At 73.5% G+C, this 11885-nt stretch carries 9 protein-coding genes and 1 riboswitch; of the genes, 5 read left to right on the top strand and 4 right to left on the bottom strand.

The genetic code is table 11. The annotated features are described in order from the left end of the window. Positions 1–48 precede the first annotated feature (48 nt). From HYQ63_RS30410 to HYQ63_RS30390, 5 genes are all read left to right on the top strand, one after another. Entirely contained in the window at positions 49–1503 is a 1455-nt protein-coding gene (locus HYQ63_RS30410; RefSeq protein WP_179937017.1) for a sodium:solute symporter, read from the top strand. Positions 1504–1534: 31 nt separating this feature from the next. Next, entirely contained in the window at positions 1535–3184 is a 1650-nt protein-coding gene (locus HYQ63_RS30405; protein WP_179937016.1) for a thiamine pyrophosphate-binding protein, read from the top strand. Between the two features lie 306 nt (positions 3185–3490). After that, positions 3491–4219, top strand: coding sequence for an ABC transporter ATP-binding protein (locus tag HYQ63_RS30400; RefSeq protein ID WP_179937015.1), 729 nt, complete (start codon positions 3491–3493; stop codon positions 4217–4219). Next, positions 4201–5454: a hypothetical protein gene (locus HYQ63_RS30395; RefSeq protein WP_179937014.1), complete on the top strand. Its 1254-nt coding sequence runs from the start codon at positions 4201–4203 to the stop codon at positions 5452–5454. The genes HYQ63_RS30400 and HYQ63_RS30395 overlap by 19 nt, the downstream gene beginning before the upstream one ends. 80 nt (positions 5455–5534) lie before the next feature. Next, entirely contained in the window at positions 5535–6659 is a 1125-nt protein-coding gene (locus tag HYQ63_RS30390) for an LOG family protein (RefSeq protein WP_179937013.1), read from the top strand. A gap of 71 nt (positions 6660–6730) precedes the next feature. Here the strand turns inward: HYQ63_RS30390 and HYQ63_RS30385 are convergent, their stop codons facing one another. From HYQ63_RS30385 to rlmN, 4 genes are all read right to left on the bottom strand, one after another. Continuing rightward, the gene (locus tag HYQ63_RS30385) at positions 6731–7759 is read right to left on the bottom strand and encodes an ABC transporter ATP-binding protein (RefSeq protein WP_179937012.1); all 1029 of its coding nucleotides are present in this window, start codon (positions 7757–7759) and stop codon (positions 6731–6733) included. Between the two features lie 15 nt (positions 7760–7774). Next, positions 7775–9487 (bottom strand): iron ABC transporter permease, encoded by a 1713-nt coding sequence (locus HYQ63_RS30380; RefSeq protein ID WP_179937011.1) that lies wholly within the window; start codon positions 9485–9487, stop codon positions 7775–7777. Then, on the bottom strand, positions 9466–10539 hold the full coding sequence (locus HYQ63_RS30375; RefSeq protein ID WP_179937010.1) for a thiamine ABC transporter substrate binding subunit: 1074 nt from the start codon (positions 10537–10539) through the stop codon (positions 9466–9468). Before HYQ63_RS30375 ends, HYQ63_RS30380 begins: the two co-directional genes overlap by 22 nt. Beyond that, positions 10535–10638: riboswitch (TPP riboswitch) on the bottom strand. It overlaps the preceding gene by 5 nt. A gap of 65 nt (positions 10639–10703) precedes the next feature. Then, positions 10704–11810, bottom strand: a complete 1107-nt coding sequence (gene rlmN / locus HYQ63_RS30370) for a 23S rRNA (adenine(2503)-C(2))-methyltransferase RlmN (RefSeq protein ID WP_179937009.1) — start codon at positions 11808–11810, stop codon at positions 10704–10706. Between the last annotated feature and the right edge of the window lie 75 nt (positions 11811–11885).

The raw sequence follows: 11885 nt of genomic DNA, 5'->3' as shown, positions 1-11885 counted from the left end.
CGACACCCTAGGGTCTCGGTCACCGTCCCCGCCGTGAGGAGCCCCACCATGACCGCTGTCGACTACACGGTGATCGTCGTCTATCTCGCGGGCATGCTCGCCCTCGGCTGGTGGGGCATGCGCCGCACCACGTCGACCAGCGACTTCCTGGTCGCGGGCCGCCGTCTGGGCCCCGCCATGTACTCCGGGACGATGGCCGCGATCGTGCTCGGCGGCGCCTCCACCATCGGCGGCGTCGGCCTCGGCTACCAGTACGGGCTCTCGGGCGCCTGGATGGTCCTCACCATCGGCCTCGGCCTGCTCGCCCTGTCCGTCTTCTTCTCGGCGCGCATCGCCCGACTCAAGGTCTACACGGTCAGCCAGATGCTGGACCTGCGCTACGGCGGGTCCTCCGGGCTGATCTCGGGCATCGTGATGTGGGCGTACACCCTGATGCTCGCGGTCACCTCGACCATCGCGTACGCCACCATCTTCGACGTGATCTTCGGTCTCGACCGCGTCGTGGCGATCGTGCTCGGCGGGGCCATCGTGATCTGCTACTCCACGCTCGGCGGCATGTGGTCGATCACGCTCACCGACATGGTGCAGTTCGTCGTGAAGACCGTCGGCGTCCTGCTCCTCCTGCTGCCGATCGCCGTCGTCAAGGCGGGCGGCTTCGCCGCGATGAAGTCCGAACTGCCGCCGAGCTACTTCTCCCCCATGGGCATCGGCGCCCAGACGGTCTTCACCTACGTGCTCATCTACTCCTTCGGCATGCTCATCGGCCAGGACATCTGGCAGCGCGTCTTCACCGCCCGCAACGACAAGGTCGCCCGCGTCGGCGGCACCGCGGCGGGTACGTACTGTCTGGCGTACGCGGTCGCCGGAGCGGTCATCGGTACGGCGGCGAAGACCCTCTACCCCGACCTCGGCGCCCCCGACGACGCGTTCGCGACCATCGTCAAGGACGCCCTTCCCATCGGCGTCAAGGGTCTCGTCCTGGCGGCAGCCCTGTCCGCGGTGATGTCGACCTCCTCCGGCGCCCTCATCGCCTGCGCCACGGTCGCGAACAACGACATCTGGGCCCGCCTCCGGGGCCGCCCCGCCAACGCCTCGCACGACGAGGTCGCGGGCAACCGCCTGTTCATCCTCGTCATGGGCGTCACGGTGGTCGGCATCTCCATCGCGCTGAACAATGTCGTCGAGGCGCTGACCGTCGCCTACAACGTGCTGGTCGGCGGGCTCCTGGTGCCGATCCTGGGCGGCCTCCTGTGGAAGCGCGGCACGGGTGCGGGAGCGCTGGCGTCGGTGGCCGTGGGCGGCACGGCGGTGATCGGGCTGATGCTCTGGAAGGGCGTCCTCGCCAGCGAACCCATCTACATCGGCCTGCTGGCCTCGCTCGTGGCGTACGTGGCGGTGAGCCTGTCCACGAAGCCGACGGACGCGGCGGTCCTGAACGCCTGGCACCGCCGCCTGGCGGGCGACCCGGCCCCCGAACCCGAACCCGCCCCGGCGAACGCGTAGTCCCCACATCACCCCCAGGAAAGGGCACCCCATGCGCACCGCTCCGCGCGAGCGCCACGGCGGCGATCTCGTCGTCGAATCCCTCACCGCGCTCGGCGCGACCACCGTCTTCGGGCTCCCCGGGCAGCACGCGCTGGGCGCCTTCGACGCCCTGCGCCGCTCCGGCCTCGACTACGTGGGCCTGCGCGTGGAGAACAACGCGGGGTTCGCGGCCGATGCCTTCGCCCGCGTCACCGGCTCCGTCGCCCCGCTGCTGGTGTCCACCGGCCCCGGCGCGCTCATGACGCTGGCGGCGCTCCAGGAGTCGGCCGCGGCGTCCGCGCCGGTGCTGGGGATCGGCAGCCAGGTGCCCACCCCGGGGCTCGGCGGCGGCCGTAAGGGATATCTGCATGAACTGGCCGACCAGAAGGCGTCGTTCCGCGACATCGTCAAGTCCGTCCACACGGTCCGCTCGGCCTCGCAGATCCCGTCCGCCCTCGCCGCCGCCTGGGCGTCCGCCCTGGAGGCACCGGCGGGCCCGGTGTGGCTGGAGATTCCGCAGGACGTCCTGCTGGCCCCCACCTCCGTACCGCCCGTCACCTCGCTGTCGGCGGCCGCCACACCGCGCCCGCTGCCGCCCCGCCCCGAACTCACGGAACGGGCCGCACACCTCCTGAGCGCGGCGGAGCGCCCCGTGATCCTCGCCGGGGGCGGGGTCGTCCGCGCGGGGGCGTGCGAGGAACTGCGCACGCTGGCCGAGCGCCTGGACGCCCCCGTGGCCACGACGTTCGGCGGGAAGGGCGCGTTCCCCTGGGACCATCCCCTCTCCCTCCGGTCCTGGATGGAGGACCGGCACACGACCGACCTGCTGGAGGACGCGGACGTCCTGCTCGTGGTCGGCTCGGGGCTCGGCGAACTCTCGTCCAACTACCACACGTTCCGGCCCCGCGGTCAGGTCATCCAGATCGAGGCCGACCTCGGCAAGCTGGAGTCCAACCACCCGGCCCTCGGCATCCACGCCGACGCCAAGCCCGCCCTGACCGCCCTGACGAGCGAGGTCACCCCCCGCCCGCAGAAGACCGGCGCCGAGACCGCGGCCACCCTGCTGGCCCGCGTCCGGCAGCGGATCGCGGCGCAGGACCTGGACCTGGAGCAGCAGGTGCTGGGCGCCGTACGAGAGGCCCTGCCCGATGACGCGCCCAGCTTCTGGGACATGACGATCCTCGCGTACTGGGCTTGGTCCGCGTTCGACCCGCGCGCGGGCGCGATGCACTCCGCCCAGGGCGCGGGCGGCCTCGGCTACGGGCTTCCCGCCGCGCTGGGGGCCGCCGCCGCGGACCGTACGCAGCCGGTGCTGGCGGTGTCGGGCGACGGCGGGGCCATGTACTCGATCGCCGAACTCGCCACCGCGCGCCAGTACGACTTGCCGGTGACCTGGCTGATCGTGGACGACGGCGGCTACGGGATCCTGCGCGAGTACATGACGGACGCGTTCGGCGAGGCGACGGCCACTGAACTGGCCCGCCCGGACTTCGTCGCGCTGGCCGAGTCCTTCGGAGTGACGGCCGTAAGGACGGCACCCGACCGGCTGCGCACCGACCTGGCGGCGGCGCTGGCCGCCCCGGGCCCCTCGGTCGTCGTCCTCCCCGCCCGCCTGCGCATGTTCGCGCCCACCCACCTCGGAGAACCGCACCAGGGCTGATCGGAGGAACCCGGCCCGCACCCGGCCGAGCCTCAGGCGCGGGCCCCGGCGGGAGTCCTTACCGTGCTAGGGGGTGTCTTGCCGATCAGGCCGGATCAGCGAGCGGCGTCTGGTGCGGTACATCGCAACCCGCGTGAGGAGAGCGCAGCGGCGCTGCGCGCGACGAGCGCGGGGCCGCCGAGGTGCCGTGCCAGACGTCGGGAGCCCGGCATGATCGGCAAGACACCCCCTAGTGACCCATTGGCTCCGGCCTCGTTCACCCCGTCGGGGGAACGAGACGATCGCAGGTAAGGCGAGGTGCTCTGGATGGTGGCTCCGCCGGACAACGACGTGCTCCGGGCACGCACCCTGTCGTACGCCCATGACGGCTCGCCCGCCCTCGCCAGTGTCTCCGTCGGCGCCCGCGAGGGCGAGATCCTGGCGGTGACCGGACCCCGGGGCTGCGGGAAGACCACGCTCCTGAAGTGTCTGTCGGGCCAGTTCGTCCCGGACGACGGAGAGGTGTGGTTCAACGACACCGCCGTGCACTCCCTCACCCCCCTGAGCCGCGAGCGGCTGTGGTGCGACCACTTCGGCTGGATCGACACCGAACCGCAGCTCGTGCCGGAGCTGACCGGGTGGGAGAACGCGGCGCTGCCGCTGATGCTGCGCGGCACCGGGCGGCGCGCCGCGAGGAGCGCGGCGTGCGAGTGGCTGGAGCGGCTCGACGTCGCCGACTGCGCGGGGGTGCGCCCCCGCGCGCTGCTCCAGTCGCAGCGTCAGCGGGTCGCGATCGCGCGGGCGCTGGCGCCGACGCCCAGTGTGCTGTTCGCGGACGAGCCCACCGCGCCGCTGCACCGCACCGACCGCGCCCAGGTGCTGCGTACGCTCACCTCGGCGGCGCGGACGCACGGCATCACCGTCGTCCTCGCCACCCAGGACCCGGAGGTGGCCACGCTCGCCGACCGCACCGTGACCCTGCTGGACGGCCGCCTGGTGGGCTCGGCGGCGTCCCCCGACGCGGAGGGCATCGCGGCGTGCTCAGCCTCCGCCTAGCCCGCGGCTCCCATCCGCTGGTCCTGCTGCGACGGTCGCTGGTGGCCGTCGCGGCGGCGGGCGCGAGCTTTCTGCTGCTGACCGCCCTGGGGTTCGCGGCGAACCACCCGGCCGACCCCGACGGGGCGCTCGCGCGGCTGCTGTGGTGCGTCGTCCCGCTGGCCGCGACCGTGCAGCTGGCCATGTCCGTCGCCCGGGCCGACCCCAGCACCCGCCCGGGGGCGGGGTTCGCCGCGGCCGGGCTCGGACCGGCCCGGCTGGCGCTGCTGGCGGGCGTCGCGACGACGACGGCGTGCGCGGCCGGGAGCGCGCTGGCGCTGCTGGCCTTCCTCCATCTGCGGGGCGATGTGGGCGGGTCCTGGCTGCTGTGGGCGGGCAGCGGCGCGGCGGGCCGCGCCCTCGGCGGGGAGCGGCCGCTGCCGCTGGTGGGGGCGGTCACGCTGGTGGCCGTCGTACCGGTGGTGGCGGGCGCGGCGACCGCGGCGGGGCTGTGGCCCCGGCCGTCGGCGCCGGGAGCGGGAACGCCCCGACGGCCGGGGGCCGGGGCACCGCGGTCGGCCGTGCCCACCGTGGCGACCGGCCCGCTCACCCCGGTGCCCCACCGCGCGGCGTCCGCCCTGCCGTGGGGTGTCGCGCTGCTCGCCGTGGGGCTCGCGCTGGAGGCGTACGCGGGGCGCGGGGCGCATCCGTCCCCCGGCGCGCTGGTGTCGCTGTCCGGGCGGTTCGGCGGCAGCGTGCCCGAGGTGGTGGGCGGCTGGGTGCTGACGGTGGCCGGGCTGGTCCTGGCCGGACCCGGGCTCGTACACGGCTGTGGCCGGCTGCTGGCCATGGGGCGGCCGCGCCCGCTGCGGCTGCTGGCGGGGCGCATGCTCCAGCAGGAGGCGGGGCTGATCGGGCGTCCGGTGGGGGTGCTGTGCGCGGTCGCCGCCGGGCTGTACGGGGCGCTGCGGCTGCACGCGGCGGCCCACGGTCGCTCCGGCGCCGACTCCTTCGGTCCGCTCACCGAACTGGGCGTGGTTCTGGTCCTGGTGTGCGCGTTCACCACGGTGCTCAACGCGGCGCTGGAGGCACGGAGCGCGCGCCGGCGCACCACGGCCGCGCTGCTGCGCCTCGGTGCGTCGGCCCGTCTGCTGCGGGGCGCGGCCGTGCTGCGCGGTGCGGCGCTGCTGCTCCTGCTCGCGCCGGTGGCGTGGGGCGTGGGCCAGTTGACGACGATGCCGTTCACCCAGTCCTGACGTCGCCCGCTCCTGACTCCACCGCTCCCGACTCCACCGCTCCTGCCCCCGCCGCCGCCCGGTGTGATTAGCATGACGCCGTGCAGACCGATGACGCTTCCACCACCGCGCCCGACGTCGAAATAGAGTCCCTGGAGGAGTTCGACCAGGTCGTCGCCCGCGGCAGCCTGGCCGGATACCGGGTCCAGTCCGTCGATCTGACGGCCCGTACGTCCGCGCTGCTGTCCACCGACGCCGACCGGGCGGTCTTCCTGGGCTGTCCGATGGAACCGGAGGCCGCGGCGCGGGTGCGGGCGCAGGGGGCGCTGGTCTTCCCGCCCGTGCCGGACCTGCCGTTCGACCCGTACCGCGGCACCCTCTACACCGCGGCCGAGCTGTTCGAGGGACTGGACGACGGGGTGGACGGGTACGCGGGCACGCCGGACGCGCGCGCCTACGCCTGGTTCCAGCGGACCAAGGCGGACGGCGACATCTTCTCCTCGATGCTGCGCTCGATCCACGACGACGCCGTCTCCGACGCGCTGGACGAACTGCTCACCGGCGCCCGGGTGGTGGGCGTGATGGGCGGCCACGCCCTGGAGCGCGGCTCCGAGGGGTACGCGGGCGCCGCCCGGCTCGGGCAGGCGCTGGCGCGGTCCGGGCTGACGGTCGCGACGGGCGGCGGCCCGGGCGCGATGGAGGCCGCCAACCTGGGCGCGTACACGGCACCGCTTCCGGACGCGGCGCTGAAGGAGGCCCTGGAACTCCTCGCCGGGCAGCCCTCGTTCCGCCCGTCTGTGGGCGCCTGGGCCGGGGCCGCGTTCGCGGTGCGGGAGCGGTGGCCGGACGGCGGTGCGTCGGTCGGGATACCGACCTGGTTCTACGGGCACGAGCCGCCGAACGCCTTCGCCTCGCACATCGGCAAGTACTTCGCCAACGCGACCCGTGAGGACGGGCTGCTGGCCCGCTCGAACGCGGGCGTCGTCTTCCTGCCCGGCGCCGCCGGAACCCTCCAGGAGATCTTCGACAACGCCACGCCGAACTACTACGAGTCGCGCGGCGAGCCGACCCCGATGGTGCTGGTGGACCGCGACCACTGGACGCGCCGCCTGCCGGCCTGGCCGCTGCTCGAAGCGCTCGCGGAGGGGCGATCGATGAAGGCCCGCATCGCGCTGGTGGACTCGGTGGACGAGGCCCCGGACGCGCTCGCCTCCCTGACGGGCTGAGCACCCGCCCGACGGGCTGAACTTCCCTACGCCCCCGACGGGCTGAACTTCCCTACGCCGAACCGCGCACCCTACGACGCGTCGAGCACCACCACATCCGCGGAGTCGAAGATCGCCCCGACCCGGTCCCCCGCCTCCGGGGCGTCCCGCAGCGCGCAGGACGCCTCCAGGCGGGGCCCGTGCTCCGGCTGGAGGACGACCGCCACATGGTCGCCGCGGAAGGTGCGTGCGGCGACCGTGCAGGGCAGCCCGTCCGCGGGGGCCGTGAGCCGCACCCCGGCCGGGCGGACCAGCAGCCGTCCCGGGCCCGGCCGGGAGCCGGGCGGCACCGGCAGCTTGCCCCAGCAGGTGTCCGCGATCTCGCCGTGCACGATCGCCTCGACCACGTTGTCGAAGCCGAGGAAGCGGGCGACGAACTCGTTCGCGGGCTGCTGCCACACCTCCAGCGGGGTGCCGGACTGCGCGATCCTGCCGTCCTCCATGACCACGACCCGGTCGGCGAGCGCGAACGCCTCGCCCTGGTCGTGGGTGACGGCGAGGACCGTGGTGCCCAGCCGGGCGAACAGCTCGCGCAACTCCATGACCAGCCGTTCCCGCAGCCCGCGGTCGAGCTGGCCCAGCGGCTCGTCCAGCATCAGCAGCCGCGGCCGGGGCGCCAGCGCGCGGGCGAGCGCGACGCGCTGCTGCTCACCGCCGGACAGCGAGTCGACGGGGCGCCGCTGCGCGCCGGGCAGTCCGACCAGGTCCAGCAGCTCGGCGACCCGGCGGTCCGCCTCCGCGCGCCCGGCTCCCCGCATCCGCAGCCCGAAGGCGACGTTGCCGCCCACGTCGCGCTGCGGGAAGAGCTGATGGTCCTGGAACATCAGCCCCACCCCGCGCCGGTGGGTGGGTACGCCGCTCTGGTCGCGGCCCGCGAGCCAGACCCGGCCGGAGGCGGCGCGCTGGAGTCCTGCCACCACGCGCAGCATCGTGGACTTGCCGCTGCCGCTGGGGCCCAGCACACAGACGGTCTCGTGCTCGGCGACGTCCAGGTCGACGGCGTCGAGCGCGTCGTTGCGGCCGTACCGGACCGTCACCTCGTCCAGTCGCAGCAGCGTCATCAGGCTCCCCCCATGTCAGAACTCCCCGAAGCGGTCGGTGCGGATGCGCTCCAGGACCAGCAGGGAGCAGGCGCACACCAGCATCAGAATCGTGCTCAGGGCCATCGCCTGCCCGTAGTTGAGCTGTCCCGCGCGGCCCAGGAAGCGCGCGACGGCCACCGGGAGGGTGGGGAGGTCGGGGCGGGCGATGAACACCGTGGCGCCGAACTCGCCGAGCGACACGGCGAACGCGAAACCCGCCGCGACCGCCAGCGCCCGCCCCACCAGCGGCAGGTCCACCTCGCGCCAGGCGCGCAGCGGGGACGCGCCGAGCACGGCGGCGGCCTCCCGCAGCCGGTGGTCCACGGCCCGCAGGACGGGCAGCAGGGTGCGGACGACGAAGGGCACGCCCACCAGAGCCTGGGCGAGCGGGACGATGACCCAGGAGGAGCGCAGGTCCAGCGGGGGTTCGTCGAGCGCGATGAGGAAGCCGAAGCCGACGGTGACGGCGGAGGTGCCCAGCGGCAGCATCAGCAGCGCGTCGAAGCCGCGGACGAGGCGCCCGGCCTTGCGGGTGAGCGCGGCGGCGGCGAGGCCGCCGACGAGGAGGGCGAAGACGGTGGCGACGGCCGCGTACTGGAGGGAGTTCCCGATGGCGTCCACGGGGGCCACGAAGAAGGTGCCGCCGCTGTCGGCGGCGGACTGTAGCGCCCGGTAGTACGTGAACCCGTAGCCGTCCGGCCCGTGGAGCGAGCGTTCCACCAGCACCGCGAGCGGCAGCACGATCAGCAGCGCGACGACGGCCAGCACCCCCGCGAGCAGCCCCCACTGCGCCGGGCCTTGCGGGCGGCGCGCGGTCCGGGAGGCGTCGACGAGCCGCAGGGCGCCCTCCCGGCGGCGTACGGTCCAGGCGTGCAGGACGAGGACGGCCGCGACCGCCGCGAACTGCACGAGCGTCAGCACCGCGGCCGTCGGCAGGTCGAGCAGCTGCGCGGTCTGCCGGTAGATGGCCACCTCCAGGGTGGCGTAGCGCGGACCGCCGAGGATCTGGATCACGCCGAAGGAGGTGAACGTGAACAGGAAGACCATCAGCGCGGCGGCGGCCACGGCGGGCCCCAGCGCGGGCAGGGTGACCCGGCGCCAGGCCGCGAGGCGGCTCGCGCCGAGCACCCGGGCGGCCTCCTCCTGGCGCGGGTCGAGCTGCGCCCACAGCCCGCCGACGGTGCGGACGACCACCGCGTAGTTGAAGCAGACGTGGGCCAGCAGGATCGCCCAGACGCTGGTGTCGAGCCGTATCCCCCACAGCTCGTCCAGCAGCCCGCCGCGCCCGAGCAGCCCCAGGAACGCCGATCCGGCGACGACGGTCGGCAGCACGAACGGCACGGTCACCACGGCGCGCAGCAGCCCCTTGCCGGGGAAGTCGAAGCGGGCGAAGACATACGCGCCGGGCAACGCGACCGCCAGCGTCAGCCCGGTCGAGGCGGCCGCCTGCCAGCCGGTGAACCACAGGGTGTGCAGGACGGACGGGTCGCCCAGCACCTCGGGTATCCGCTCGAGCTGCCACCGGCCGCCGACGCGCAGCCCGCGGGTGACGATCGCGACCACCGGATACGCGAAGAAGACGCCGAAGAAGGCGAGCGGCACGGCCATGAGCGCGAGCCGCAGGGCGGTGCCGCGCAGCCGCCCGCGGCGATCGGCCTCACCCTTCTCATGGTTCTCGCGAGGCTCTACAGAACGAGCGAGGACCATGCCTTGACCCAGGGCTCACGGTTCTTGGCTATCTTCCGCGGGGGCAGGGTGGCCGGATCGGCGACCTTGGTCCCGTACCGGGTGAAGACCTCCGGCAGCTCGGCGCCCTCGCGCACCGGATTGACGTACATGTTGAGCGGTACGTCCTCCTGGAAGCGCTTGGTCAGCAGGAAGTCCAGCAGCGCCTTGCCCCCCTTGGTGTTGCCGGCGCCCTTCAGCAGCCCGGCGAACTCCGTCTGCCGGAAGCAGGTGCCGTCCGCCACCCCCGTCGGGGCCTTGGCGGGCTTCGACTTCGCGTCCGCCACCTCGGCGGGCGGGCTGGAGGCGTACGAGACGACGAGCGGCTTGTCGCCCTTGGCGCCGCCCGCCGAGCCGGAGAAGCGGTCGTAGTACGCCTGCTCCCAGCCGTCGACCACCTCGACGCCGTTGGCCCGCAGCTTCTTCCAGTAGTCGCGCCAGCCGTGGTCGCCGTAGCGGGCGGCGGTGCCGAGGAGGAAGGCGAGGCCGGGGGACGAGGTGGCGGCGTTCTCGGTGACCAGCAGATTCTTGTACGCGGGCTTGGTCAGGTCGGCGAATGTCTTCGGCGGCGCGAGCTTCTTGCGCTCGAAGTACGCGCGGTCGTAGTTGACGCAGATGTCGCCGTAGTCGACTGGCGTGACGCGGTGCTTCGCCCGGTCGAGCTGGAAGGCCGCGGGGACCTTGTCCAGGCCCTTCGCCTCGTACGGCGTGAACAGGTCATTGTCGAGCGCGCGGGAGAGGAGGGTGTTGTCGACGCCGAAGAACACATCGCCCTGCGGGTGGCCCTTGGACAGGATCGCCTGGTTGACGGCGGCCCCCGCGTCACCACCGGCCTGCACCCGCACCTTGTAGCCGGTCTTGCGGGTGAACTCCTTGAGGACCGCCTTGGACGCCGCGAACGAGTCGTGCGAGACCAGGGTGACCGTCTTGGAGTCCTTGCCGTCCGCCGCGTCCCCACCGCAGCCGGTGAGGACGCCGGTGCCGAGGGATCCGACGAGGGCGGCGGTGACGGCACGCCGAAGATGGCTGTTCATGGTGAGGCTGACTCCCTACGCCGGTATGACCCGGATCAGGTTGGAGGGTCTGCGGCCGTGCCGCACTCTCAGCGCTGTCGCGCTCCCCTGTCGGAATGTTCATTTGTCCGCCGCGATACGACGGTTGTACGGCGCTTGTGCGAAGGCACCGTATCAGCCGGTGGTCAGCGCTCCGTGGCCGCCAGCTGGCCGCACGCCCCGTCGATCTCCTGCCCCCGGGTGTCCCGGACGGTCACCGGCACCCCGTGCGCCTCCAGGGCCGCGACGAACGCCTTCTCGTCCTCGGGCCGGGACGCCGTCCACTTGGAGCCGGGCGTCGGGTTGAGCGGGATGAGGTTGACGTGCACCCGGTGGCCCTTGAGCAGCCGACCGAGCAGGTCGGCGCGCCACGCCTGGTCGTTGATGTCCTTGATCAGGGCGTACTCGATGGAGATCCGGCGGCCGGACTTCTCCGCGTACTCCCACGCCGCGTCCAGGACCTCGCGCACCTTCCAGCGGGTGTTGACCGGGACGAGGGTGTCGCGCAGCTCGTCGTCGGGCGCGTGCAGGGAGACCGCGAGGCGGCACTTGAAGCCCTCGTCGGCGAACCGCAGCATCGCCGGGACCAGTCCGACGGTCGAAACCGTGATTCCGCGCTGCGAAAGACCCAGCCCGTCGGGCTCGGGGTCGGTGAGCCGACGGATGGCGCCGATGACCCGGTTGTAGTTGGCCAGCGGCTCGCCCATGCCCATGAAGACGATGTTGGACAGCCGGGCCGGGCCCCCGGGGATCTCGCCGTCCCGCAGCGCCCGCATGCCGTCGACGATCTGGTGCACGATCTCGGCGGTGGACAGGTTGCGGTCCAGACCCGCCTGGCCGGTGGCGCAGAACGGGCAGTTCATGCCGCAGCCCGCCTGGGAGCTGATGCACATGGTGACCCGGTCCGGGTAGCGCATCAGCACGGACTCGACGAGCGTGCCGTCGAAGAGCCGCCACAGGGTCTTGCGGGTGGTGTCGTTGTCGCAGCTGATGTGCCGCACCACGCTCATCAGGTCCGGCAGCAGCCCGGCCGCGAGCTTCTCGCGCGCGGCGGCCGGCACGTCGGTCCACTGGGCGGGGTCGTCGGTGTAGCGGGCGAAGTAGTGGCGCGACACCTGAGCGGCCCGGAAGGGCTTCTCCCCGAGGGCGGCGACGGCCTCGCGGCGCTCGGCGGGCGTGAGGTCGGCGAGGTGCCGCGGGGGCTTCTTGGCCCCACGCGGCACGGCGAAAGTGAGTTCTCCGGGCTTAGGCATGGCCGTACCAGTGTCGCAGACATGCGGAAGGCCCCGCGCCACGGGCGGCGCGGGGCCTGAGGAGCGCGATGCCGG

The sequence above is a fragment of the Streptomyces sp. Rer75 genome, assembly GCF_013414305.1.
In the GTDB taxonomy this organism is placed as follows: Bacteria; Actinomycetota; Actinomycetes; order Streptomycetales; family Streptomycetaceae; genus Streptomyces; species Streptomyces himastatinicus.
Note: the sequence above shows the minus strand (reverse complement) of the source record. Positions and strands in the feature narration are given on the sequence as shown.